Genomic DNA, 23,213 nt, shown 5'->3' with positions numbered 1-23,213 from the left:
ATCAGCGCGCGGCGATCATTGCGGCGGCGCCGTGGGTTTGAGCGACTCGAGGCTGCGCGCGCGGAACGCGCCGACCCACAGCCCGGTGCCGTAGGCGATGTCGTCGAGCCGCTTGTAGGCGATGTAGCGGAACGGGTCGAGCCCGCCCGCGTCGCGATGGGTGAACCAGTCGGCCAGACCGTCGGCCACCGCCATCGTCACCGCGATATGACGGATGCGCCGCGACGCGACCATGGCCAGCACCGTGATCGGCCAATAGTGCCTGCACATCGCCGAAGCCAGCCGCCACAGTCCCGCGAAGAAGCCGCGCGCCAGATAGATCGCGGCCACCCGGGTGGGGTTGTCCAGTTCCGCGAACACCCGCCGCAGCCGCGTCAGCGCCGTCGCGAGCGTGACGAGCGCGCCGAGGAATCCCCACCGGGTGAGCGTGGCGAACAGGACCGCGGCCAGCACCGTCCACGACGGCACCGACAGCGGCGACACCTTCTCCTTGCCGTGGCGATCGCCCAGCGGGGCCGCGCCGGTGCCGTAGAACACCTTTCGGCCGAACCAGGAGGTGAACGAAACGCGGTGGTCGTGCGCGACGTGCGCGGCCGGCTCGTAGCGCAGCCGCCAGCCCGAGCGCTCCAGCCGCCAGCACAGGTCGACGTCCTCGGCCACGCGCATGGTCTCGTCGAAGCCGCCCTCGGCGAGCATCGCCTGCCGCCGCACCAGCAGCGCCGCGCTGGGCACGTAGGACACCATGCCGCGCGAGGTGACGGCCGCCTCGCGCCTGCCCAGATCCAGCGACGAGCGGGTGTGCTCGTAGCGCGCCAGCGCGTTGGACTCCGGGTCCAGCGCCACGATGCGCGGCGCCACCAGCGCCACCTCCGGATCGCTGAAGTGACCGAGCATGACCTCGAGCCAGCCGCTGCGCGGCACCACGTCGGAGTCCAGGAAGGCCACGAATTCGGTTGTCGCCGCCCGCAACCCGGCGTTGCGCGCCGCCGACGGCCCCTGCGGGCGGTCGTGGCGCAGCACGGTGACCCGGCAGCGGCTGCCGTGGCCCTCCGGCACGCGGATCGGTTGATCGGATCCGTCGTCGACGACGATCACGTGGTGGCCGCGCAGCGCCGCGAGCAACCGGGCCAGCCCCTCGGCGTTGTTGTACAGCGGCACGATGACGGTGACGTCGTCGGGCGAGGGCAGCAACCGCGGCCGCGGATTGGCGACACCGGAGTCGAGCAGCCGTCTGGCAACGACCGCCGACTTGGGACCGTCGACCTCGAGGTACCCGTCGCCGATCATCTCGGCGGCCTCCGGGGCAAGTCGCAGCAACCGGGCGGGCGAACCGCCGACCAGGATGCGTCCCCCGGAGTATGCGCGTACCCGTGGATCGATCCGTACCCCGAAGCCGTCGGGCAATCGATCATGGCGCATTCCTGGCATGCTAGGCGGAGATTCGCGCGCGAGCATCATCGGTCCGTAAAAAAGGACGGAATTCCGCACGAATCGGACCGTGACCGCGCGCGGCACCCGCGAGCGCGTGTTGCCCCCGGGTTGCGATCACCCCGACCACAACCCTTGGCAACGCGATGGTTACCGCCGCGGCCCGCGCCGCCGACGGGCCGGGATCCGGTCGGCAGCGCACCGCCGGCAACCGGACCTCGGTCATCCCAGCGGGCTCTCGTCGCACGCGCGCGAGGGCCGCCCCACCGACAGCGTCAACGGCACCGGACCCGACTTGCGCGGACCAGAGCGCCGCGGCGCCGCCCGCCGCGAGTGATCCACCGGGGAGCGCGGAATCGTGCGCCCCGTGTCGGCCAGCGCCGCCTCGCCGTACCCCTGCACGCACTCCGGGTCGGGGCCGTCGGCGGGCAGTCCGGTGAAGAATTTCGCCGCCATGCAGCCGCCCCGGCAGGAGTCGTAGTGCGCGCAGCCCGAGCACGCGCCGCCGCCGCTGGGCGCGCGCAGCTCGGAGAACAACGCGGACTCGCGCCACACCCGCTCGAAACCGCTGTCGGACACCACGTTTCCGGCCAGGAAGCGGTCGTGGATGGCGAACGGGCAGGCGTACACGTCGCCCACCGGGTCCACCAGGCACACCACCCGGCCCGCGCCGCACATGTTGAGGCCGGGCAGGGCCTGGCCGAAGGCGGAGAGGTGGAAGAACGAGTCGCCGGTCAGCACGCCCTCCCCGTTGCGCAGCAGCCAGTCGTAGAGCACGCGCTGCTGCTCGGGGGTGGGGTGCAGCTCGTCCCACACGTCGGCGCCGCGTCCCGAGGGCCGCAGCCGCGTCAACCGCAGTGTGGCGCCGTACCTTTCGGCGATGGCGCGGAACTCGTCGAGCTGGGCGATATTGTGCCTGGTCGCTACGACGGAGAGTTTCGCGTCGCGAAAGCCGGCCGCGGCCAGGTTCTCCAGCGCGCGGATCGCCATGTCGTAGGAGCCCGGCCCGCGCACCGCGTCGTTCACCTCGGCGGTCGCGCCGTCCAGCGAGATCTGCACGTCCACGTAGTCGCTCGCGGCCAGGCGGGCGGCCACCTCCGGCGTGATGCGAACGCCGTTGGTGGAGAACTTGACTCCCACGTGGTGGGCGGTGGCGTAGTCGACCAGTTCCCAGAAGTCCGGGCGCACAGTCGGTTCGCCGCCGCCGATGTTGACGTAGAAGATCTGCATCCGCTCGAACTCGTCGATCAGCGCCTTGCACTGTTCGGTGCTCAGCTCGCGCGGGTCGCGGCGACCCGACGACGAAAGACAGTGCACGCAGGACAGATTGCAGGCGTAGGTGAGTTCCCAGGTGAGGCAGATCGGCGCGGCCAGACCGGTTTCGAACCGGTCGATCAGCCGCACCGCGCGGTCGGTGGGCGCGGCGCCGTCCGGCCGCGGGACCACCCCCGCATCCGGCCGGACGGCCCGCGCCTTCGCGGGCTCGGCTCCCGCGGCGTCCGGCACGGGGCCGGGCGCGCCGATGATCATCTCACCTTCGGCCAGTTGCGCCAGCGCGCGGACGTACGGGTCGGCCGACGCGTCGGCGATCCCCGCCGCGCGCAGCGCGCCCCGCGCCGAAGCGTGCTCCGGGAGCGACCGGACGAGCTCGACGATCCTGGGGCTCTTCAGGAACGAGAGTTTGCGGGTGCCGAAGTGGTAGAGCAGCGCGCCGAACGGCTCGGGGCGCAGCGCCACCCTCGGGTGCAGTTGCCAGCGGGTATCGAGATCGAGCACGGTGCGCTCCCCCGGCGTCAGTAGACGCCGCACATGCCGTCGATGGACACCTCTTCGATGAGGGTCTCCTCGACGAGCTCTTCGTCGGTGTCGGTGGGCGCGAGGAACCGGTGCGACATGACAAACCTCCGAGTGATGCGGGCTGGGCGCGCCCATGTAGCGCGCGTCACACACTTTAGCGTCATAGAGTGACAAAAAGGAACACCCGATCCCGGTGACCGGGTTGACCGCACCGCCGACGACGCCGGGCGCGGCACTCTAGACTCCGAGGGAGCAGCTGAACAGGACGTGACGGGCGGCAGATGCCCGCGGCAGTAGAGGTGGCATGGGGCGAATGCAGACGAGCGGGGGCGGCAACACCCTGTCGGAGTCCGAGATCGTCGAGGCCGCGCTGCGCGTGGTGCGCGAGGACGGCGTGGAGAAGCTGTCGATGCGGCGCCTGTCCCGTGAGCTCGGCGTCTCCCCGATGGCGCCGTACTACTACGTCGCCGACAAGCGGGAACTGCTCGATCTGGTGGCCTCGGCCGCGCTCACCGGCGTGCGCACCCCGCCGCCGGAATCGGGTCCATGGCAGGAGCGGTTGCGCGATCTGGTCGACCAGATCGACGAGAAGCTGCGCAAGCATCCCGGATTGGGCGATGTGCTCATCGAGCAGATGCTCGGCAAACAGCTCGACCTCATCGCCGCGATCATGGAGATCCTGGCCGAGGCCGGCTTCTCCGATCGCAATGTGCTCTCCGGCTACGCGACCGTCCACACCTACCTGTTCGGCCGCCGCCGGGTGAATCCGCGCGAGCATTCGCCGCTGACCGACGTCGCCCTGCCCGAGGTGGTGCGCCGGGCCACCGAGTACATGCCCGACCTGCGCGGGAAATACACCTACGACTTCGGCATGGAGGTGCTCGTCGCCGGCTTGGAAGCCCAGCTTGTCCGGCAGCGGGGTGGCGACGTACGATGAAACTGAAACACGTTCTAGTTTTGCCGCCGGCGCCCGCACGCCCCGGCGGCGCCGCCGGGTTCGAGAGGACGACATGACCGAGCGCAGCCAGCCGACCACGGGCGCGGCCACCGTCGAGGTACCCCACGGGTCCCGGTCGGTCGTGCTGCGCGTCGCCGAGGTCGTCACCGAGACCGCCGACGCCTGCTCCCTGGTGTTCGAGGTACCCGACGACCTGCGCGAGAAGTTCGACTACAAACCGGGCCAATTCCTCACCCTGCGCATTCCCAGCGAACTCACCGGATCGGTGGCCCGCTGCTACTCGCTGGCCAGCTCGCCGCACACCGACGACCTGCCCAAGGTCACGGTCAAGCGCACCGAGGGCGGCTACGGCTCGAACTGGTTGTGCGACAACGTCAAAGCAGGTGACGAGCTCGAACTCCTGCCGCCCTCCGGCGTTTTCACGCCCAAGAACCTCGACGAGAACCTGCTGCTGTTCGGCGCGGGCAGCGGCATCACGCCGGTCATGTCGATCCTGAAGTCGGCGCTGGCGCGCGGCACCGGGCGCATCGTGCTGGTGTACGCCAACCGCGACGCCGACGGCGTCATCTTCGCCGCCGAACTGCGCGAGCTCGTCGACAAGAATCCCCAGCGGCTCAGCGTGATCCACTGGCTCGAACCCCTCCAGGGCCTGCCCACCGCCGACTCGCTGGCCGCGCTCGTCGCGCCCTACACCGAGTACGAGGCGTTCATGTGCGGCCCGAAGCCCTTCATGGACCGCGTGCACGACGCGCTGGCCCAACTCGACGTCCCGCGCACCCGCACCCACGCCGAAGTCTTCAATTCGCTTGCCGGAGACCCCTTCGCCGACCAGGCCCCGGTCGAGGTGAGCGAGGAGGAGGCCGCCGACGCCGCCACCGTCGAGGTCGAACTCGACGGCGAGATCCACGAATTGTCCTGGCCCCGTAAACAAACCCTGGTCGACATCATGCTCGCCAAGGGCATCGACGTCCCCTACTCCTGCCAGGAAGGCGAGTGCGGCTCCTGCGCCTGCACCGTCCTCGAGGGCAAGGTCGAGATGGAGAACGCCGAAATCCTCGACCCCGAGGACATCGAGAACGGCTACATTCTGGGTTGCCAGGCCCGGCCGGTGACCGACAAACTCCGCATCCAGTTCTGAGGTCCGCGAAATTCGGTCGACAAACGTCCGCCCCGGCGGGTAGACAATTCCCCATGATTACGGCATTTCCGCGAGCGCGGAGGTAGATCGGCAGCGTGTCCCCCGCGGGCGCCTGCAGGCTCCGCGCGACACGATGCTCGTGCCGTCCCCGGAACGCAACAACCAGGCGAGCGTCGCGACAGACGACGAATCCAGTTGACGGACCGGGGAATTCCCATGACTCGCGAGACACGCATCGACCGCACCCGCTTGCGCAATATCGGCATCACCGCGCATATCGACGCGGGCAAGACCACGCTCACCGAGCGCATCCTGTTCTACACCGGCGTGACCCACAAGCTCGGCGAGGTGCACGACGGCACCACGGTCATGGACCGCACCGAGCAGGAGCGCGAGCACGGCATCACCATCGCGGCGGCGGCCACCAGCTGCGCGTGGCGCGGATATCGCGTGAACATCCTCGATACGCCCGGCCACGTGGATTTCACGGCCGAGGTGGAACGTTCGCTGCGCGTATTGGACGGCGCGGTGGCGGTTTTCGACGCCAAAGAGGGTGTCGAGCCGCAGTCGGAACAGGTCTGGCGCCAAGCCGACCGGTACGGCGTGCCGCGCTTGTGCTTCGTGAACAAGATGGACAAGCTCGGCGCGGACTTCTTCACCGCTGTCCGGTCCATCGAGGAGCGACTCCGGGTGCGGCCGTTGGTGATTCAGCTGCCGATCGGCGCGGAGGACACCTTCGAGGGCGTCGTCGACCTGATCGCGATGAACGCGAAGGTGTGGCGCGGCGACACCGCCTCGGGCACCCGCTACGAAACCGTCGCGATCCCGGAAGCCTTGCGCGACTTGTCCGCTCGGTACCGCACGCTGTTGGTGGAGGCCGTCGCCGACACCGACGACGAGCTGATGGAACGCTACCTCGACGGCGTCGAGCCGACGATCGACCGGCTCACCGCGGCCATTCGCCGCGCGACGCTGGACGCACGCCTGCACCCCGTGCTGTGCGGTTCGGCGTTCCGCAACGTGGGCGTGCAGCCGCTGCTCGACGCGGTGGTCGAGTACCTGCCCGCTCCGGTGGACGTGGGCCCGGCGGTCGGGCACCGGCCCGGCGCGGAGTTCACGCTCGAGCGCCGGGACCCGAGCGTCGACGCGCCGTTCGCCGCGCTGGCGTTCAAGGTCGCGGCCCACCCGTACTTCGGGCGCCTCACCTACCTGCGCGTCTACTCCGGGCGACTGGAACCCGGTGCGGCCGTGCTGAATTCGACAACCGGACGAAAGGAGCGGATCGGCAAGCTGTTCCGCATGCACTCCGACCGTGAGCTGCCGGTCACCGAGGCGCTCGCCGGCGACATCTGCGCTGTGATCGGGCTGAAGGACACCACCACCGGCCACACCCTGTGCGATCCGCACCACCAGATCGTGCTGGAGCCGGTGACCTTCCCCGACCCGGTGCTGGAGGTGTCGGTCGAACCGCGCACCGCGGCCGACCGGGACAAGCTGGCGCTGGCCATCGCGCGGATCGCCGAGGAGGACCCGACGTTCGCGGTGCGCGTCGACCCGGAGACCGGGCAGACGGTCCTCGGCGGCATGGGCGAGCTGCAACTCGACCTGTACGTCGACCGGATGCGCCGCGAGTTCGGGGTGTCGGCGAACGCGGGCGCGCCGCGCGTGGCGTACCGGGAGACGATCACCGCCGCCGTGGAACGGGTCGAGTTCACCCACCGCAAGCAGGTGGGCGGGCACGGCCAGTTCGCGAAGGTGGTGCTCGCGGTGCGGCCGTTCGCGGCCGAGGACGGCGCGACCTACGAGTTCGCCAGCCGGGTGGTCGGCGGCCGGGTGCCGAAGGAATTCGTGCCCGCCGTCGACGCGGGCGCGCAGGACGCGCTGTCCGACGGTGTGCTGGCCGGGCACCAGGTGGTCGGCGTGCGCGTCGAACTGCTGGACGGCGCCGCGCACGTGCGGGATTCGAGCGAGCTCACGTTCCGCACGGCCGCCGCCGGGGCGGTGCGCCGCGCGCTCGAGCTGGGGCGGCCCGCGCTGCTGGAGCCGGTGATGTCGGTCGAGATCGTCACGCCCGAGGAGCACCTCGGCGACGTGATCGCCGACCTCAACGGCAGGCGCGGCCGGGTCCGCGCGATCACCGAGCGGGCGGGCGCCCGCGTGGTCGACGCGTCGGTCCCGCTGGCCGAGATGTTCGGCTACATCGGCGATCTGCGCTCGCGGACGAAGGGCCGGGCCACCTACACGATGGCGTTCGACACCTACGCCGAGGTCCCGGGCCGGGGTGGTGCCGGCGACGCCCGTCGCTGACCGGCCGGTGCCCGCGCCACCCTCCCGGTGGCGCGGGCACTCGCCATGACCTCCGCAGTTATCGCGCGCAGCCCGTCGGTGGGTTACGTTCTCGGCGACGGTGATGGTGAATCGGGAGGTTGTGATGGCGAGGTCGGCCGGTGTGCGGGATCTGGTGGTGACCGAAGGGACGCTGGAGCACGGGATGCCGTACTACGCGTTCGGCGAAGGGCGGCCGCTGGTGTTCCTGCGGTGGTTCACCCCCGATCACGCGAATCCGAAAGGGTGGATGCGGAATTCGGAAGTCAAGGCGCTGGCGGGGTTGGCGCGGGTGTTCCGGATCTACGCGGTGACCCGCGCGCCCGGGATGCCCGAGGGCACCACGATGGCGGATATCGCGACCCAGCACGCCGAGGCGTTGCACGCGGAATTCGGCGAGCCCGTGGACGTGCTCGGGATCTCCTCCGGCGGGTCCGTCGCGTTGCAGCTCGCGGCGGATCATCCCGAGGTGGTGCGCAAGCTGGTGGTGGCCGCCTCGGCGTATCGCTTGGAGGAGCCGGCCAAATCGTCGCAGGTGAAGTACGCGACGGCCGCCGCGGAAGGCAAGCGGGCGCTGCACCACATGGCTTCGGCCGGGTTCAAGTCGCCGGTGGTGGCGAAGCTGGCGGCCGCCGGGTTCTGGCTGGTGGATCCCTTTGTGCGCCCGGCGAATCCGGCCGACACGCTCGCGTTCGTGCGCGCCGAGGACGGATTCGATCTGTCCGGCCGCCTCGGCGACATCACGGTTCCCACCCTGATCGTCGGCGGCGAGAACGACGGCTTCTACACCACCGAGATCTTCCGCCGCACCGCCGACGGCATCCCCGACTCGCGCCTGGTCATCTATCCGGGCGCCTCGCACACGGGCGCGGTCAACCATCCGTACTTCACGCCGGACGTGACGGCCTTCCTGCTCTCCTGACTCAACCCAGCTGCGTCATTCCGGCCGCCACCACCCGGGCGACGCCGAGCACTTCCTCGGCGGTGGGCAGCGGCACGCCGTCGAGGGCGTGCAGGCGGTCGGTGCTGGCGATGGCGAACATCGCCGACACCCAGGCCGCCGCGCACGCGCGCACGGTGCCGGGGCGCACGGGCGCGGGCGCGCTGGCCTGCAACACGCGGGCGGTGACGTCGAGCAGCTGATCGCGCAGGTGGCGCAGCTGGCGGCGCACGTCGGGGTGGGTGTCGGCCTCGCGCCACATGATCACCCGCAGCACCGAGGAGTGGTGGTCGCGCAGATTCAGCGCGGCGTCCAGGTTGACCAGGCTGGTGGCCGGGTCGCCCGGGGCGATGACGGTGCCGATGTCGTCGATCGGCGTGGCGGGCACGCGCTCGGCCATGAGCGCGGAGAGGATCGAATCCTTGGTGGGGAAGTAGTAGAAGACCAAGCCCTTGGGCACGCCGGCCGCCGCGGCGATGGCGGCGGTCGCGGTGGCGTCGAATCCCTGTGCCGCGAACAGGCTTTCGGCGGCGTCGAGAATCAGCTGCCGGGCGTCGCCGTCGACCTTCGCGCTGCGGCGGCGCCCGGTGCTCTCCCGCTGGTCCGGCCGCCGCTGGCGACGGCCGGGCTCGGCCCTGTGCATCAGTGGTGCGTCCTCACTGCCGTCCGTGGTGGAACCGGGTCAGGATGCGCACGTGCGGCGATCAGTGATGCGGTGCCGCGCGGTGCATGCGTCCCGATACGGCGGGCAGTGCCGCGACGGCGACGACCACGGTGACCACACCGACGACCCATGCGGTCCAGGATGCACCCCGGTACGCGGTGAAGTCCATCGCCCACGGCGAAATGAACAGCAGCGCACCGAACAGGCCCATGGCGTAGTCGGCCATGGCCATGGTGGGACGGGCCATCTGCGCCAGGCCGGTGAGGGCGATGGCCACGCCGAGGACGATGAGCGTCCACATGGCGCGATCGCTGGTGTCCACCCAGAGGGGGGACAGAGCGGTGAAGACGCCGAGGATGACGGCGAGCAGATCTTGCGCGCGGCTCTCGGTGAACATGGTGTGCCTCCTAGGGCTCGGATGGTGTCTCCTGACCTCGTTGTAGTCCTGATTGACCGCCCGATCAATATCGGTACGGATACGATTGCGCTGCAGTACTGAAGTGACGCCGGACACACCCTTGGTCAACCAAGCAGACGCTAGGGTGAGGGGCGAGTTCACCGAGGAAGGGAGCGCCCATGGCCGCGCCGATCGTCATCGTGGGTGCCGGACTGGCCGGCCTGCGCACCGCCGAGGAGCTGCGCCGCGGCGGTTACGACGGCGGACTCGTGCTGCTCGGCGACGAGTCCCGCCTCCCCTACGACCGCCCGCCGCTGTCCAAGCAGTTCGTGCGCGGCGAGACCGACGACACCACCCTGCGGCCCGCGGAATTCTTCGAGGAGAAGAACATCGACCTGCGCCTCGGCGCGCAGGCGGTCGCCGTCGACACCGGCGCGCGGCGGCTCGCCCTCGGCGACGGCAGCACGCTCGACTACAGCCACCTCGTCATCGCGACCGGCCTGCGCCCGCGCCGCCTGCCGGGTCTACCCGATCTGCGCGGCGTGCACGTGCTGCGCGGCCACGCCGACGCCACCGCGCTGCGGGACGAATTGGCTGGTGCGCGAAAGGCTCTCGTCGTCGGTGCGGGATTCATCGGATGCGAGCTGGCCGCCAGCTTCCGCGCGACCGGCGTGGACGTGGTGCTGATCGAACCGCAGCCCACCCCGTTGGCCTCGGTGCTCGGCGAACAGGTCGGCGAACTCGTCGCGCGGATGCACCGCGCCGAAGGCGTGGACCTGCGCTGCGGGACGGGGCTGGACAGCTTCCTCGCCGACGACGCGGGGCGCGTGCGCGGGGCAGTGCTCTCCGACGGCACGGAGGAGCCGGCCGATCTCGTGGTGATCGGTGTCGGGTCTCGCCCCGCCACCGAATGGCTGGCCGACTCCGGTATCGCGCTGGCCGAGCCCGCCGACGGCGGCGGCGTGCTGGCCGACGAGGTGGGCCGCACCTCCGCCGACCGGGTGTGGGCCGTGGGCGACGTGGCCGCCTGGCGGCACGACACCGGCGAACGCAAACGCGTCGAGCACTGGACCAACGCGGGTGAGCAGGCGAAACTGCTGGCCTGCGCGCTGCTGGGCGCGGAACCGCCCACCGCGGCGCGGGTGCCCTACTTCTGGAGCGACCAGTACGACGTGAAGATCCAGGCGCTCGGCACTCCCACCGCCACCGACGAGGTGCGCGTCGTCGCCGGCGACGGCCGCAAGTTCCTCGCCTACTATGCCCACGACGGCGTGCTCACCGGCGTGGTCGGCGCGGGCATGACCGCCCAGGTGATGAAGGCCCGCGCCAAGATCGCCGCGGGCGTGCCGGTGGCGGAGCTGCTCGCGCCCACCTGAGCGGGGCCGAAGCGCCGGACGGGCGTGTAATACGGTGGTCGGGTGATCGTCGCGCTCATCGATTCGGGGCTGGGGCTGCTGCCAACGGCCGCCTGGCTGCGCAAGCTGCGGCCGGATGTGGATCTGCTGCTGCAACTCGATCCCGAGGGCGCGCCGTGGGGGCCCAAACCCGAGCGGTGGACGATCGAGCGGGTGGTCGGCGCGGCGCGCACGTCCATCGCGTCGGGCGCCGAGGTCATCGTGCTCCCCTGCAACACGGCCAGCGTGACCGCGCTCGAACAGGTCCGCGCCGAAGTGGGGCCCGACGTGCCGGTGATCGGCACCGTGCCCGCCATCAAACCCGCTGCGGCGGTGTGTGATTCGATCGCGGTGTGGGCGACGGCGGCGACGACGTCCAGCCGCTACCAGGCCGATCTGATCGCGAAGTTCGCCGGCGACGCGAAGGTCACCGGCGTCGCGTGCCACGGGCTGGCCGACGCCATCGACCGCGGCGATCTGCCCGCCGCCTCCGACGCGATCGCGCGGGCGGCCGAGCAGACCCCCGGCGACGTGACCGGCGTGGTGCTGGGCTGCACCCACTATCCGCTGGTCACCGATGCCATCGTGGCGGCGCTGCCGGTCGGTGTGCGGCTGTTCGACAGCGCCCAGGCCGTCGCCGCCCAGACGCTGCGGCGGATGGACGCGCTCGGGCGGCCGACCACCGGGAACGGTGTGGTCCGCGTCCTCGCCAGCGGGCGGCCGGGCGCGCTGCCCGCGAGCGCCGCCGCGTATGAATCCGGGCGGCTGCTCGGCGCGGAGCTCTGAGGGTTCCAGGCTCGTCGCCCCGGGTTCTGTCGGGTGGCGGGTGTTGAATGGGCGGAGTTCGTCGAGAGCGGAGGTGCGTGGTGGGCGAGCCGACGGCGGCGCAGGTGCGGGCAGCTGTTCAGGAGGCGGGTGATCCGGCCGACGCGGTGCACCTCCAGCGGTTCTTCAAGACCGGGCCGGGCGAGTACGGCGAGGGGGACGTGTTCGCGGGTGTGCGCGTACCCGTCACGCGGGCGATCGCGAAACGCTTTGCGGCCCTTCCGCTTTCCGAGATCGACACATTGCTCGACAGTCCGGTGCACGAGGAGCGACTGGCGGCGCTGCTGATTCTCAACGCCCGGTTCGCCAAGGCGTCGAAACCGCGCACGCTCGACGTGGCCGCACAGGAGGACATGGTCCAGCTCTACCTGGCCGCCGTGCGCCGGGGCCGCGTGAACAACTGGGACCTGGTCGACACCTCCGCCGAGCACATCCTCGGCCCCTGGCTGCTGGACCGCCCCCGCGACCTGCTCTTCGAACTCGCCGCCTCCGACGACCTGTGGGAGCGCCGCGTCGCCGTCCTCACCACCTTCGCCTTCCTCAAGGCCGGCGACCCCTCCACCACCCTCGCCCTCGCCGAACAACTGCTCCCCGACCGCCACGACCTCATCCAGAAGGCCGTCGGCTGGATGCTCCGCGAGGTCGGCAAACGCGTCTCCCGCCCCACCCTCACCACCTTCCTCGACACCCACGCCCCCACCATGGGCCGCACCGCACTCAGCTACGCCACCGAACACCTCACCCCGGAAGAACGAGCGACCTACCGCACCGCCCGCTGAGTTCAGCGCACTTCGACAACCTTCTCGCCCGCGACGAGCATGTCCACGATCAGCGGCAGAACCGAGCGGACCGCGTCGAGCAACGCTTTGCGCGAGCAGTTTCCGATCCTGATCCAGACCACGGCGGGCGCCGGCAGGTCGCTTCGCGCTTGTCCGATCAACACGAAATCCTCGTCCTTGGAGACGATCGCAGCGTTGCGCTGCAACGCCACTTCCCAGACATCCAGGTCGGGGGCCGAAGTCATCCCGATATCGCACACATGAACCGCCTCGTACCCCGATTCCACGAGCATTCGTGCCAAGGCGGGTGGTAGCTGAGCGTCGACCAGGAAATTCACGACGCGGTCCGCAAGATCGGATGATCCGATTCTGCGGCTGCGAACGCCAATGCGGCTCGGATGTCTTCGCGTTCGAGGTACGGGTAGTCAGCGAGGATGTCGTCCTCGGTGTCCCCCGCCGCCAACAACTCGAGCACATCTTTCACCCTGATCCGCATCCCGCGGATGCACGGCCGACCGCCGCACTGGTTGGGATCGAAGGTAATCCTGGACACGAAACAAGCATACTTCGGCGATTGGAACTTCTGCTCGCATCTTCGCGGCGCCCTTCGTCTGGCCCAAGAGATGCTTGTCAGCGATCAGGGTAAGGAACCGGGCCGAGATCGCCTTCGGGTTCGCGTGTCAGGGCAGCCAATAGTGCGGGATCAGCGTAGATCTCGGCCGTGTGCCGCCACTGGGTCAACAGAGTCGACTGGGCCTCCGGTGCGACGCCGCCGCGCACGACCGCGATCAGCTCCGCCAGAAATTCGTTCAGGTCCTCGGGCGGCAGGAGCGACACCCAATGCGCCGCACCCGGCGGGACCTCACGCACAGCATCGGCGGCGCTCATCGCTCCAACCTACATCTCGGATGCCGTGATCAGCGTTCGCTTTTCGCAGCCCTCCCCCCCAAAAAACGCCGAACGGCGCCGCTCCTCGGAAGGAGCGGCGCCGCAAGGAGATCGGTGATTCAGGGAATCACTTGATGATCTTGGTGACGCGGCCGGCGCCGACGGTGCGGCCACCCTCGCGGATCGCGAAGCGCAGGCCCTCGTCCATGGCGACCGGCTGGATGAGCTTGACGCTCATCTCGGTGTTGTCGCCCGGCATGACCATCTCGGTGCCCTCGGGGAGGGTCACGACGCCGGTCACGTCGGTGGTACGGAAGTAGAACTGCGGGCGGTAGTTGTTGAAGAACGGGGTGTGGCGGCCGCCCTCGTCCTTCGACAGGATGTACGCCTGGCCCTCGAACTCGGTGTGCGGGGTGGTGGTGCCCGGCTTGATGACGACCTGGCCGCGCTCCACGTCCTCGCGCTTGATGCCACGGATCAGCAGGCCGACGTTGTCGCCCGCCTGGCCGTTGTCGAGCAGCTTGCGGAACATCTCGATGCCGGTGACCGTGGTCTTGGTGGTCTCCGGGCGGATGCCGGTGATCTCCACTTCCTCGTTCACGTTGATGATGCCGCGCTCGATACGACCGGTGACGACGGTGCCACGACCGGTGATGGTGAACACGTCCTCGATCGGCATGAGGAACGGCTTGTCGGTCTCACGCACCGGGTCCGGGATGGACTCGTCGACGGCGTCCATCAGTTCCTCGACGGACTTGACCCACTTCTCGTCGCCCTCGAGCGCCTTCAGGCCGGACACGCGCACGACGGGGGCTTCCTCGTCGAACTCCTGCGCGGCCAGCAGCTCGCGGACCTCCATCTCGACGAGCTCGAGGATCTCCTCGTCGTCGACCATGTCGGCCTTGTTCAGCGCGACCAGGATGTAGGGCACGCCGACCTGGCGGGCGAGCAGCACGTGCTCACGGGTCTGCGGCATCGGGCCGTCGGTGGCGGCGACCACGAGGATGGCGCCGTCCATCTGCGCCGCGCCGGTGATCATGTTCTTGATGTAGTCAGCGTGGCCCGGGGCGTCGACGTGAGCGTAGTGGCGCTTCTCGGTCTGGTACTCGACGTGCGAGATGTTGATCGTGATGCCACGCGCCTTCTCTTCCGGCGCCTTGTCGATCTGGTCGAACGCGAAGGCCGCGTTCAGATCCGGGTACTTGTCAGCCAGCACCTTGGTGATCGCCGCGGTCAGCGTGGTCTTGCCGTGGTCGACGTGACCGATGGTGCCGATGTTGACGTGGGGCTTCGTCCGCTCGAACTTCGCCTTCGCCACTTTGGGTCCTCCTGGACTGTGTTGGTTCCTGCAGTTGCAGCAGTGCGGGGGTCATCCCCGCGAGTGCGGGAATTCGGGGTCTTGCAGACTCCCGGTGAGTTCCGGGGCAAGTGTGCCACTCGCCCCGGAGGGACTACTCGCCGGTCGCCTTGGCGATGATCTCCTTCGACACGTTGGCCGGAACCTCCGCGTACGAATCGAACACCATGGAGTAGTTCGCCCGGCCCTGGGTCTTCGACCGCAGGTCACCGATGTAGCCGAACATCTCCGAGAGCGGAACCAGCGCCTTGACGACACGGGCACCACTGCGTTCCTCCATGGCCTGGATCTGGCCACGGCGGGAGTTGAGGTCGCCGATCACATCGCCCATGTAGTCCTCGGGCGTGATGACCTCGACCGCCATCAGCGGCTCGAGGATCACCGGACCGGCCTTACGGGCCGCTTCCTTCAGGGCCTGCGCACCCGCGATCTTGAACGCCATTTCCGACGAGTCCACGTCGTGGTAGGCGCCGTCGAGCAGCGTGACCTTCAGGTTGACCAGCGGGTAACCGGCGAGCACACCGTACTGCATGGCGTCCTGCGCGCCCGCGTCGACCGAAGGGATGTACTCCTTCGGCACACGGCCACCGGTGACCTTGTTCTCGAACTCGTAGTGCGCGCCGTCCTCGCCGACGAAGGGCTCGAGGCCGATGATCACCTTCGCGAACTGGCCGGAGCCACCCGTCTGCTTCTTGTGGGTGTACTCGAGCTTCTCGACCGGCCGCGTGATGGTCTCACGGTAGGCGACCTGCGGCTTACCGACGTTGGCCTCGACCTTGAACTCGCGCTTCATGCGGTCCACGAGGATGTCCAGGTGCAGCTCGCCCATGCCGCCGATGACGGTCTGGCCGGTCTCGGCGTCCAGCTTCACGGAGAAGGTGGGGTCCTCCTCGGCGAGCTTCTGGATGGCGGTGCCCAGCTTCTCCTGGTCGGACTTGGTCTTGGGCTCGATGGAGACCTCGATGACCGGGTCCGGGAAGGTCATGGACTCGAGCACGATCTGGTTCTGCGGATCGCACAGGGTGTCGCCGGTGGTGGTGTCCTTGAGGCCGATCACCGCGTAGATGTGGCCCGCGGTCACCTCGGGAACCGGGTTCTCCTTGTTGGCGTGCATCTGGAACAGCTTGCCCAGACGCTCTTTCTTGCCCTTGGTCGCGTTGATGACCTGGGCGCCGGAGTCGACCTTGCCCGAGTACACGCGCACGTAGGTCAGCTTGCCGAAGAAGGGGTGCACCGCGATCTTGAACGCCAGCGCCGCGAACGGCTCGGTCGCGCTCGGCTTGCGGGTGATGACCTCGTCCTCCTTGCCGGGGACGTGGCCCTGCACGCTCTCCACGTCCAGCGGGGAGGGCAGGTAGTCGACGACGGCGTCCAGCATGGGCTGCACGCCCTTGTTCTTGAACGCCGAGCCGCACAGCACCGGGTAGAGCTCGGAGGTGACGGTCAGCTTGCGGATGGCGCCCTTGATCTCGTCGATCGTGAGCTCCTCGCCGCCGAAGAACTTCTCCAGCAGCGCCTCGTCGGACTCCGCGACGGTCTCGAGCAGCTCCTGGCGGTACTGCTCGGCCTTCTCCGCGAGGTCGGCCGGGATCTCCTTGACTTCGTACTTCTCACCGAGCTTGGTCTCGCCCGTCCACACCTTGGCGTTCATCTCGACCAGGTCGACGATGCCCTCGAAGGTGTCCTCCGCGCCTATCGGCAGCTGGATGACCAGCGGCTTGGCGCCGAGGCGGTCCTTGATGGTCTGCACGGTGAAGTAGAAGTCCGCGCCCAGCTTGTCCATCTTGTTGACGAAACAGATGCGCGGGACGTCGTACTTGTCGGCCTGGCGCCACACCTGCTCGGACTGCGGCTCGACGCCTTCCTTGCCGTCGAACACGGCGACGGCGCCGTCGAGCACGCGCAGCGAACGCTCCACCTCGACGGTGAAGTCCACGTGGCCGGGGGTGTCGATGATGTTGATCTGGTTCTGGTTCCAGAAGCAGGTCACCGCGGCGGAGGTGATGGTGATGCCGCGCTCCTGCTCCTGCTCCATCCAGTCGGTGGTCGACGCGCCGTCGTGCGTCTCACCGATCTTGTAGTTGACACCCGTGTAGAAGAGGATGCGTTCGGTGGTGGTGGTCTTACCGGCATCGATGTGGGCCATGATGCCGATGTTGCGGACCTTGTTGAGGTCGGTGAGCACGTCCTGTGCCACGGAAATCTTCCCCGCTCGTAGCTAGTTGGGATCTTCGGGTCGGACCCTGTCGGGTCATCACTATGTCAACGCCGGAAAGGGCACCGAAGTGCCCTCCGACACTGCTGCGACTTGGCGTGATCGGAGCCCTCCGTGGTGACGACCGGCTGCCGCCTCCGGGCTTGACCTCTCACGCCGTGAGCCTTCCGGCGCCGACACCAGCGACGGGCCGGGCGGCGATCACCAGCGGTAGTGCGCGAACGCCCGGTTCGACTCGGCCATCTTGTGGGTGTCCTCGCGACGCTTCACCGAAGCGCCCAGACCGTTGCTCGCGTCCAGCAGCTCGTTGGCGAGCCGCTCGACCATGGTCTTCTCACGACGCGCGCGGGAGAAGTTCACCAGCCAGCGCAGCGCGAGGGTGTTGGCGCGGCCCGGACGGACCTCGACCGGCACCTGGTAGGTGGCGCCACCGACGCGGCGGGGCTTCACCTCGAGCGACGGCTTGACGTTGTCGAGGGCGCGCTTGAGGGTGACGACCGGGTCGGTGCCGGTCTTCTCGCGCGCCTGCTCGAGGGCACCGTAGACGATGCGCTCGGCGGTCGACTTCTTGCCGTCCAGCAGGATCTTGTTGACCAGCTGGGTGACCAGCGGCGACCCGTAGACCGGGTCGTTGATCAACGGACGCTTGGGAGCGGGGCCCTTGCGCGGCATATCAGCTCTTCTCCTTCTTGGCGCCGTAGCGGCTGCGGGCCTGCTTGCGGTTCTTGACACCCTGGGTGTCGAGCGAGCCGCGGATGATCTTGTAGCGAACGCCGGGGAGGTCCTTCACACGACCGCCGCGGACGAGCACCATCGAGTGCTCCTGCAGGTTGTGGCCTTCACCGGGGATGTACGCCGTGACCTCGACCGCACTGGTCAGGCGAACACGCGCGACCTTGCGCAGCGCGGAGTTCGGCTTCTTCGGGGTCGTGGTGTACACGCGGGTGCACACGCCACGACGCTGCGGGCTCCCCTTGAGGGCCGCGGTCTTGGTCTTGGCGACCTTGTCGCGGCGACCCTTGCGGACCAGCTGGTTGATGGTTGGCATAGACCGGCTTTCCTTGTTGATACGCGGTGTCTGGACTTCGTGTCTGTGTTCAATTGGCGGGCGTACGCGCGGATCCGGGCACGGTCTCGCAGGCTCGCGCCTGTCGGTTCCGGCGCTCGCACCGCCGTTCATCGAGCATTCACTCGCACGTCCAACCACGTTTCTCGCGTCCCGAGGTCGGGCGTGTCGCGCGCCGGACGGAACCCTGGTTCCGGGCATGCCGGAGGTGTCGGCCGCTCTCGCTGGCCTACGTCCCGCACACGAACTTGCCCGCAAGCTTCCGGGCACAGCGATCCACGATACTCGCGACGCTCAGGCAGGGTCAAAGCGGGGTCCTCCGACCCGGGTGCGCCCCGGTGCGGAAGGGCCGCTCACCTGGCCAGATTCAAGGTCAACTCGACCAGTTGTTTGGCGCCGACGCAGGGGTCGGGATGTGACGAGCCCGCGCGGTAGTTGATCCACCAGCCGATGACGCCGGTGTCGGCCGCGCTGGCACTCACACCGCACGAGTCGGGGTCGTTGGGACGGCGCGTCTGCAGCGCGCGCCTGCCCTGCACCTGGATGCTCTCCGAGGTGTAGCCGAGCTTGTCGTTGGTGATCTTCTCGTTGCTCAGCGAGCCGATCTCGTACCAGTTGAGCGTGACCATCGCCAGCCCGCCCGGCGCATCCGACACGTCCCACATGCAGATCGCGCCGTTGAACGAGCCCTGCACGTCGCGCGCGTCGCCGACGGCCTTGCCGATCTGGGCCGGCTCCACCACCTCGCATTCGCGCAGCAGCTTGTCGAAATTGGTGTTCACCGGCTGGCTGCCGCCGACCGGGTAGGCCGAGCCCTCGATCGTCTGCCCGCAGCCCGCCGCCGTGGCGGCCAGCGCCAGCATCGCCGCGGCCAGCGCCGCGCGTCGCGCGCGCAGCCCGCTCATCCGAGTCGCTCCACCGTGAGTTCGGCCAGCCTGCGCATCTTGTCGCAGGCGTTGCCGGTGGGCTCGTAGATCCCGTACGACATCGACCATTCGAAGAAGTCGTCCTCCAACTGCACGGCCAGATCGCACACCTGCCCGCCCGGGGACAGTGCCATGAATCCGGAGTGGCCGCTGACCTCGATCTTGTCCGGTTCGCGACCCACGCTGGCCACCCAGGCGCGCTCGCGCTCGATGGGGCTGCCGCGATAGGAGGCGAAGGTCACGCTCGGCGACACCAGCCCGCCGGACTGGTAGTTGCAGCCGACCGAGTTCTTGAACACCGTCGTAAGTTGTTGCAGGCCCGCGATTTCGCGCACTTCGTCATCGGTCACGTTGCCGCACTCCCCCACGAACGGGCCCAGCGTCGCGACCTTGGGCGGCGGGCGCAGCGGGACGTCACCCGAACTACCGTCACCGCTGGAACCGCACGCCGTCACTACACCCACGACCGCCACTCCGATGACGAGCGCCGCTGGGATCCGCATGCCATGAACTCTACCCAGACCGCCACGAGTGCGGTCGGCCCGAGCTCGGCGGAGGCCCGTCACCGGCGTGATCGCGGCCGGCCGGTCAGGCCCGTCACCCGTCCCGCACGGACGGCGAAATTCGGCGACGCCGGTTAGTGTCGGGCGTTCCCTTCCACCGCGCGCACCCTCGAGGGGTCATGGAAATCGCGTTCATCATCGCCGCGTTCGTCGGCGGTCTCTGCGCCATGGCGGTTCGCCTGCCACCGCTCGTCGGATTTCTCATCGCGGGATTCGTACTCAACGGGATGGGCTACGAACTCACCGACGGACTGGGAACGATCGCCGACCTCGGCGTGACGCTCCTGTTGTTCACCATCGGGCTCAAACTGGACGTACGTTCGCTGGCTCGCCGCGAGATCTGGGGCACCGCCACGGCGCATATGGCGGTTTCGACACTGGCGATCGCCTTGTTCGTCGGCGCGTTGAAATACACGGGGCTGTCGCTGCTGTCCGGCAGCGGGTGGACCGACCTGCTGCTGATCGGATTCGCGTTGTCGTTCTCGAGCACGGTCTTCGCGGTGAAGGTGCTGGAAGAACGCGGCGAGGCCTCCTCGCTCTACGGCCGGGCCGCCATCGGCGTCCTGGTCATGCAGGACATCTTCGCGGTCGTCTACATCACGGCGTCGACCGGGAACTACCCCAGCTTGTGGGCGCTGTCACTGCTGCTGCTGATCCCGATGGCGCCCCTGTTGCACCGGCTGCTCGACCGGATCGGACACGGTGAGATGCAGGTACTCTTCGGCGTGGTCGCGGCGTTGGTCCTCGGCTACGGTTTGTTCGATCTAGTGGGCATCAAAGGCGATCTGGGCGCTCTGCTGCTGGGCGTACTCATCGCGCCCGCGGCGAATTCGGCGCCGCTGGCGAAGTCGTTGTTCGCACTGAAAGAGCTGTTCCTGGTCGGTTTCTTCCTGAGCATCGGACTCGCCGGGATGCCCACCGCGCAGACATTCGCGGTGTCGGCCGGGTTGCTGCTGCTGGCGCTGTTCAAGGGCGCCCTGTTCGTCGCGCTGTTCCTCCGCGCCAGGCTGCGCGCGCGCACCGCGCTCCTGTCCGGCGCCGCGCTGACCAATTACTCGGAGTTCGGGCTGATCGTCGGCGCGCTGGCGACCGCGAGCGGCCTGCTGTCACCGGACTGGCTGGTGGTGATCGCGCTGACCGTGGCGATGAGTTTCACCGCCTCCGCCGTGCTCAACTCGAATGCTCCCCGGTTGTACCAGGCCTACGCCGACCGGTGGAGGCGCTTCGAACGCGACCCACTGCTGCCGATCGACCGGCCCATGATGGTGGACGACGCGCGCGCGGTGATCCTCGGCATGGGCCGGGTCGGGCGGGGCGCCTACGATCAACTTCGCGACGAGCACGGCATGACCGTGATCGGGGTCGAACAGGACCCGACCGTAGCCGACGAGTTGCGGGCGCGTGGCTACCGGATCGTCCAAGGGGATGCCGCCGATTCCGACTTCTGGGAACGCCTGAACCTGTCCGACGAGGTCGAGCTCATCGTGCTGGCGATGCCACATCAGCGCGGCAATCTGGCAGCGCTCGACCAGCTGCGCAAGGGGCACTGCCGTGCCGTGATCGCCGGCGTCGTAACGCACACCGAGGATATCGAGGAGCTGCGCGAGCGCGGTGCGGACGAAGTGTTCCACCTCTACGGCGAGGCGGGCAAGGCGCTGGCCGATGACGCGTGCAGCCGGTTGACTCAAACCTAGACCGCTGTCACAGATTCCCGCGGGCCTGTTGTTCGCGTTCGATGGCCTGGAAGAGGGCCTTGAAGTTGCCTTTGCCGAAGCCGAGGGAACCGTGGCGCTCGATGAGTTCGAAGAAGACGGTGGGGCGGTCGGTGAGCGGTTTGGTGAAGATCTGCAGCAGGTAGCCGTCCTCGTCGCGGTCGACCAGGATGCCGCGGTGCTGCAACTCCTCCACCGGCACCCGGACGTGGCCGATGCGGGCGCGCAGTTCCGGGTCCTCGTAATAGGTGGCGGGGGTCGGCAGGAACTCGACGCCCGCGGCGCGCAGCGCGTCGACGCAGGCCAGGATGTCGGAGGTGGCCAGGGCGATGTGCTGCACGCCGGGGCCGCGATAGAACTCCAGGTACTCGTCGATCTGGGAGCGCTTCTTGCCCACCGCCGGCTCGTTGAGCGGGAACTTCACCCGGTGGTTGCCGTTGGCCACGACCTTGCTCATCAGCGCCGAGTACTCGGTGGCGATGTCGTCGCCGACGAATTCGGCCATGTTCGTGAAACCCATGACGCGGCGGTAGAACTCGACCCAGCGGTCCATCATGCCCAGTTCGACGTTGCCGACGACGTGATCGATGGCCTGGAACAGCCTGGTCCCCTCACTAGGTTCGGGTGCGCGGCGCGCGACATAGCCGGGGCGGTAGGGGCCGAAGTAGGCGGAACGGTCCACCAGGGTGTGCCTGGTGTCGCCATACGTCGCCAGGGCCGCGGTGCGTATGGTGCCGAGATCGTCGGTCTCGTCGTGGGGTTCGTCCAAGATGGTCGCGCCGTGCTCGCGGGCCCATGTCACGCAGCGGTCCACGTCGGGGACTTCCAGCGCGATGTCGACGACGCCGTCGCCGTGTTTGGCGTGATGCTCGATGAGGGGACTGTCGGGGGACACCGCGCCGGTCACCACGAAACGCGCCGCGCCGCTGCGCATCACGTACGCCTTGTGGTCGCGGTTGCCGGTCTCCGGACCGGAGTACGCCTCCAGCCGCATCCCGAACGCCGAGCGGAGGAAATGCGCGGTCTGCGTCGCGTTGCCCACCACCCAGACCAGGGCGTCCCAGCCGATCACGGGGAACGGATCGACGCTGTCGTCGTGGTCGACCAGTCCGACGAGGCCGCGCAGCTCGCCGTCGGAGGGCAGGTGCTCGATGGTCATACCCAAGGAAATCGCCACGGCTTACGGTAGGCAACTTCCCCGAAATTCTGTGGACACAGTGGCGGATTCGGCTAGCTGAGCGCGCTGGATGCTGGACAATTTGAATAGTAGAGAGCGGACACCGCCGTCCGCCCGCGCCCGATACCGGAGGCCGCCATGTCCCGCACCCCGGCGAAACTGGATGAGCTCGACCTCGCCATCCTCACCGCGATGCACGAATACCAGAAGGCCGGGATCCTGGAGCTGTCCCGCCGCACCAAGGTCGCGCGGGCCACCGTGCAATCCCGCATCGGACGGATGGAGGAGGCCGGGGTGATCGCCTCCTACGACCCGCAGATCGACGTCACCGCGGCCGGTTTCGACGTGCAGGCGTTCGTCACGCTGGAGATCGCGCAGGGCGCGCTCGACATCGTCAGCGCAGAACTCGACGCCATCCCCGGCGTGCTGGAGGCCTACGCCACCACCGGCTCCGGCGATGTGCTGTGCCGCCTCGGCGCCGACTCGCACGCCGGCCTGCAAGCGGTGCTGCTGAGCATCGACCGGACCAGCGCGGTGGTGCGCTCGCACAGCGTGATCGTGCTGTCCACCGTGGTCGAGCGCCGGGCGCTGCCGCTGCTGCGCACGCTGACGCCGACCGGGAGCAGCAAGGCGCCGGCGTACCGGGAGGCGCGGGAGCGGTGAG

General features: G+C 68.8%; 24 protein-coding genes and 1 pseudogene. 9 read left to right on the top strand and 16 right to left on the bottom strand.

What is annotated here, in order from left to right:
- Positions 1-15 precede the first annotated feature (15 nt).
- The 4 genes and pseudogenes from mftF to mftA all read right to left on the bottom strand — a co-directional run bounded on the left by mftF (position 16) and on the right by mftA (position 3,323).
- Positions 16-1,419, bottom strand: coding sequence for a mycofactocin biosynthesis glycosyltransferase MftF (gene mftF / locus OHB21_RS11980; RefSeq protein ID WP_328438692.1), 1,404 nt, complete (start codon positions 1,417-1,419; stop codon positions 16-18).
- A 231-nt stretch (positions 1,420-1,650) separates the two neighbouring features.
- Positions 1,651-2,874: a mycofactocin radical SAM maturase gene (gene mftC, locus OHB21_RS11975; RefSeq protein WP_067514417.1), complete on the bottom strand. Its 1,224-nt coding sequence runs from the start codon at positions 2,872-2,874 to the stop codon at positions 1,651-1,653.
- 90 nt (positions 2,875-2,964) lie between these two features.
- Positions 2,965-3,204, bottom strand: a pseudogene (gene mftB, locus OHB21_RS11970) (mycofactocin biosynthesis chaperone MftB); the annotation flags it as partial.
- 17 nt (positions 3,205-3,221) lie between these two features.
- Complete coding sequence (mftA, locus tag OHB21_RS11965; RefSeq protein WP_067506365.1) at positions 3,222-3,323, bottom strand: mycofactocin precursor MftA; 102 nt, start codon at positions 3,321-3,323, stop codon at positions 3,222-3,224.
- Between the two features lie 215 nt (positions 3,324-3,538).
- Between mftA and mftR2 the strand changes: the two genes are divergently transcribed.
- From mftR2 to OHB21_RS11945, 4 genes are all read left to right on the top strand, one after another.
- Positions 3,539-4,162: a mycofactocin system transcriptional regulator MftR2 gene (gene mftR2, locus OHB21_RS11960; protein WP_084537440.1), complete on the top strand. Its 624-nt coding sequence runs from the start codon at positions 3,539-3,541 to the stop codon at positions 4,160-4,162.
- A 73-nt stretch (positions 4,163-4,235) separates the two neighbouring features.
- On the top strand, positions 4,236-5,321 hold the full coding sequence (locus tag OHB21_RS11955; protein WP_067506362.1) for a ferredoxin--NADP reductase: 1,086 nt from the start codon (positions 4,236-4,238) through the stop codon (positions 5,319-5,321).
- Between the two features lie 216 nt (positions 5,322-5,537).
- Positions 5,538-7,628: an elongation factor G gene (gene fusA / locus OHB21_RS11950; protein WP_328438688.1), complete on the top strand. Its 2,091-nt coding sequence runs from the start codon at positions 5,538-5,540 to the stop codon at positions 7,626-7,628.
- Positions 7,629-7,752: 124 nt separating this feature from the next.
- Complete coding sequence (locus OHB21_RS11945; RefSeq protein WP_195124664.1) at positions 7,753-8,568, top strand: alpha/beta fold hydrolase; 816 nt, start codon at positions 7,753-7,755, stop codon at positions 8,566-8,568.
- 1 nt (position 8,569) lies between these two features.
- Here the strand turns inward: OHB21_RS11945 and OHB21_RS11940 are convergent, their stop codons facing one another.
- Positions 8,570-9,229: a TetR/AcrR family transcriptional regulator gene (locus tag OHB21_RS11940; RefSeq protein WP_067506356.1), complete on the bottom strand. Its 660-nt coding sequence runs from the start codon at positions 9,227-9,229 to the stop codon at positions 8,570-8,572.
- Between the two features lie 61 nt (positions 9,230-9,290).
- Positions 9,291-9,647, bottom strand: coding sequence for an SPW repeat domain-containing protein (locus OHB21_RS11935; RefSeq protein ID WP_067506353.1), 357 nt, complete (start codon positions 9,645-9,647; stop codon positions 9,291-9,293).
- A gap of 179 nt (positions 9,648-9,826) precedes the next feature.
- Here OHB21_RS11935 and OHB21_RS11930 point away from each other — a divergent pair, with 179 nt between their 5' ends.
- Genes OHB21_RS11930 through OHB21_RS11920 form a run of 3 tightly spaced genes read left to right on the top strand, consistent with a single transcriptional unit; the run spans position 9,827 to position 12,645 of the window.
- Positions 9,827-11,023 carry an NAD(P)/FAD-dependent oxidoreductase gene (locus OHB21_RS11930; RefSeq protein WP_195124663.1) on the top strand — a complete coding sequence of 399 codons (1,197 nt, stop codon included), beginning with the start codon at positions 9,827-9,829 and terminating at the stop codon, positions 11,021-11,023.
- Positions 11,024-11,065: 42 nt separating this feature from the next.
- Entirely contained in the window at positions 11,066-11,827 is a 762-nt protein-coding gene (locus tag OHB21_RS11925) for a glutamate racemase (protein WP_067506347.1), read from the top strand.
- Between the two features lie 47 nt (positions 11,828-11,874).
- Complete coding sequence (locus OHB21_RS11920) at positions 11,875-12,645, top strand: DNA alkylation repair protein (protein WP_328438685.1); 771 nt, start codon at positions 11,875-11,877, stop codon at positions 12,643-12,645.
- Between the two features lie 2 nt (positions 12,646-12,647).
- On the opposite strand, the gene OHB21_RS11915 is transcribed toward OHB21_RS11920, so the two are convergent.
- The 9 genes from OHB21_RS11915 to OHB21_RS11875 all read right to left on the bottom strand — a co-directional run bounded on the left by OHB21_RS11915 (position 12,648) and on the right by OHB21_RS11875 (position 19,600).
- On the bottom strand, positions 12,648-12,983 hold the full coding sequence (locus OHB21_RS11915) for a DUF5615 family PIN-like protein (protein ID WP_067506341.1): 336 nt from the start codon (positions 12,981-12,983) through the stop codon (positions 12,648-12,650).
- Positions 12,980-13,198, bottom strand: a complete 219-nt coding sequence (locus tag OHB21_RS11910; protein WP_067506338.1) for a DUF433 domain-containing protein — start codon at positions 13,196-13,198, stop codon at positions 12,980-12,982. Before OHB21_RS11910 ends, OHB21_RS11915 begins: the two co-directional genes overlap by 4 nt.
- A 77-nt stretch (positions 13,199-13,275) precedes the next feature.
- The gene (locus tag OHB21_RS11905; RefSeq protein ID WP_067506335.1) at positions 13,276-13,533 is read right to left on the bottom strand and encodes a hypothetical protein; all 258 of its coding nucleotides are present in this window, start codon (positions 13,531-13,533) and stop codon (positions 13,276-13,278) included.
- Positions 13,534-13,660: 127 nt separating this feature from the next.
- On the bottom strand, positions 13,661-14,851 hold the full coding sequence (tuf, locus tag OHB21_RS11900) for an elongation factor Tu (protein ID WP_067506332.1): 1,191 nt from the start codon (positions 14,849-14,851) through the stop codon (positions 13,661-13,663).
- Between the two features lie 133 nt (positions 14,852-14,984).
- Positions 14,985-17,087: an elongation factor G gene (fusA, locus tag OHB21_RS11895; RefSeq protein ID WP_067506329.1), complete on the bottom strand. Its 2,103-nt coding sequence runs from the start codon at positions 17,085-17,087 to the stop codon at positions 14,985-14,987.
- A 219-nt stretch (positions 17,088-17,306) separates the two neighbouring features.
- Positions 17,307-17,777, bottom strand: coding sequence for a 30S ribosomal protein S7 (gene rpsG / locus OHB21_RS11890; protein ID WP_014353063.1), 471 nt, complete (start codon positions 17,775-17,777; stop codon positions 17,307-17,309).
- A 1-nt stretch (position 17,778) separates the two neighbouring features.
- Complete coding sequence (rpsL, locus tag OHB21_RS11885; protein WP_014353064.1) at positions 17,779-18,153, bottom strand: 30S ribosomal protein S12; 375 nt, start codon at positions 18,151-18,153, stop codon at positions 17,779-17,781.
- 371 nt (positions 18,154-18,524) lie between these two features.
- Entirely contained in the window at positions 18,525-19,076 is a 552-nt protein-coding gene (locus OHB21_RS11880; RefSeq protein ID WP_195142107.1) for a DUF3558 domain-containing protein, read from the bottom strand.
- On the bottom strand, positions 19,073-19,600 hold the full coding sequence (locus OHB21_RS11875) for a DUF3558 domain-containing protein (protein WP_067506326.1): 528 nt from the start codon (positions 19,598-19,600) through the stop codon (positions 19,073-19,075). Before OHB21_RS11875 ends, OHB21_RS11880 begins: the two co-directional genes overlap by 4 nt.
- Before the next feature lie 179 nt (positions 19,601-19,779).
- Here OHB21_RS11875 and OHB21_RS11870 point away from each other — a divergent pair, with 179 nt between their 5' ends.
- Positions 19,780-21,354, top strand: coding sequence for a cation:proton antiporter family protein (locus tag OHB21_RS11870; RefSeq protein WP_195124660.1), 1,575 nt, complete (start codon positions 19,780-19,782; stop codon positions 21,352-21,354).
- A gap of 7 nt (positions 21,355-21,361) precedes the next feature.
- Here OHB21_RS11870 and hppD read toward each other — a convergent pair whose 3' ends face one another.
- The gene (gene hppD / locus OHB21_RS11865) at positions 21,362-22,531 is read right to left on the bottom strand and encodes a 4-hydroxyphenylpyruvate dioxygenase (protein ID WP_067506320.1); all 1,170 of its coding nucleotides are present in this window, start codon (positions 22,529-22,531) and stop codon (positions 21,362-21,364) included.
- A 156-nt stretch (positions 22,532-22,687) separates the two neighbouring features.
- On the opposite strand from hppD, the gene OHB21_RS11860 reads away from it, so the two are divergent.
- Positions 22,688-23,212: an Lrp/AsnC family transcriptional regulator gene (locus tag OHB21_RS11860; protein ID WP_067506318.1), complete on the top strand. Its 525-nt coding sequence runs from the start codon at positions 22,688-22,690 to the stop codon at positions 23,210-23,212.
- Position 23,213 lies beyond the last annotated feature (1 nt).

The sequence above is a fragment of the Nocardia puris genome (assembly GCF_036051655.1).
Lineage (GTDB): Bacteria > Actinomycetota > Actinomycetes > Mycobacteriales > Mycobacteriaceae > Nocardia > Nocardia puris.
This window is presented reverse-complemented; position numbering and strand designations above follow the sequence as displayed.

What these genes read in the sequence shown, in the direction of transcription:
- mftR2 (WP_084537440.1), top strand. Translation starts at nt 3,539, where the DNA reads ATGCAGACGAGCGGGGGCGGCAACACCCTGTCGGAGTCCGAGATCGTC.
- OHB21_RS11870 (WP_195124660.1), top strand. Translation starts at nt 19,780, where the DNA reads ATGGAAATCGCGTTCATCATCGCCGCGTTCGTCGGCGGTCTCTGCGCC.
- rpsG (WP_014353063.1), bottom strand. Translation starts at nt 17,777, where the DNA reads ATGCCGCGCAAGGGCCCCGCTCCCAAGCGTCCGTTGATCAACGACCCG.
- OHB21_RS11880 (WP_195142107.1), bottom strand. Translation starts at nt 19,076, where the DNA reads ATGAGCGGGCTGCGCGCGCGACGCGCGGCGCTGGCCGCGGCGATGCTG.
- OHB21_RS11905 (WP_067506335.1), bottom strand. Translation starts at nt 13,533, where the DNA reads ATGAGCGCCGCCGATGCTGTGCGTGAGGTCCCGCCGGGTGCGGCGCAT.
- mftA (WP_067506365.1), bottom strand. Translation starts at nt 3,323, where the DNA reads ATGTCGCACCGGTTCCTCGCGCCCACCGACACCGACGAAGAGCTCGTC.
- OHB21_RS11945 (WP_195124664.1), top strand. Translation starts at nt 7,753, where the DNA reads ATGGCGAGGTCGGCCGGTGTGCGGGATCTGGTGGTGACCGAAGGGACG.
- OHB21_RS11940 (WP_067506356.1), bottom strand. Translation starts at nt 9,229, where the DNA reads ATGCACAGGGCCGAGCCCGGCCGTCGCCAGCGGCGGCCGGACCAGCGG.
- hppD (WP_067506320.1), bottom strand. Translation starts at nt 22,531, where the DNA reads ATGACCATCGAGCACCTGCCCTCCGACGGCGAGCTGCGCGGCCTCGTC.
- OHB21_RS11875 (WP_067506326.1), bottom strand. Translation starts at nt 19,600, where the DNA reads ATGCGGATCCCAGCGGCGCTCGTCATCGGAGTGGCGGTCGTGGGTGTA.
- mftF (WP_328438692.1), bottom strand. Translation starts at nt 1,419, where the DNA reads ATGCGCCATGATCGATTGCCCGACGGCTTCGGGGTACGGATCGATCCA.
- fusA (WP_328438688.1), top strand. Translation starts at nt 5,538, where the DNA reads ATGACTCGCGAGACACGCATCGACCGCACCCGCTTGCGCAATATCGGC.
- OHB21_RS11930 (WP_195124663.1), top strand. Translation starts at nt 9,827, where the DNA reads ATGGCCGCGCCGATCGTCATCGTGGGTGCCGGACTGGCCGGCCTGCGC.
- OHB21_RS11955 (WP_067506362.1), top strand. Translation starts at nt 4,236, where the DNA reads ATGACCGAGCGCAGCCAGCCGACCACGGGCGCGGCCACCGTCGAGGTA.
- OHB21_RS11935 (WP_067506353.1), bottom strand. Translation starts at nt 9,647, where the DNA reads ATGTTCACCGAGAGCCGCGCGCAAGATCTGCTCGCCGTCATCCTCGGC.
- rpsL (WP_014353064.1), bottom strand. Translation starts at nt 18,153, where the DNA reads ATGCCAACCATCAACCAGCTGGTCCGCAAGGGTCGCCGCGACAAGGTC.
- OHB21_RS11920 (WP_328438685.1), top strand. Translation starts at nt 11,875, where the DNA reads ATGGGCGGAGTTCGTCGAGAGCGGAGGTGCGTGGTGGGCGAGCCGACG.
- OHB21_RS11860 (WP_067506318.1), top strand. Translation starts at nt 22,688, where the DNA reads ATGTCCCGCACCCCGGCGAAACTGGATGAGCTCGACCTCGCCATCCTC.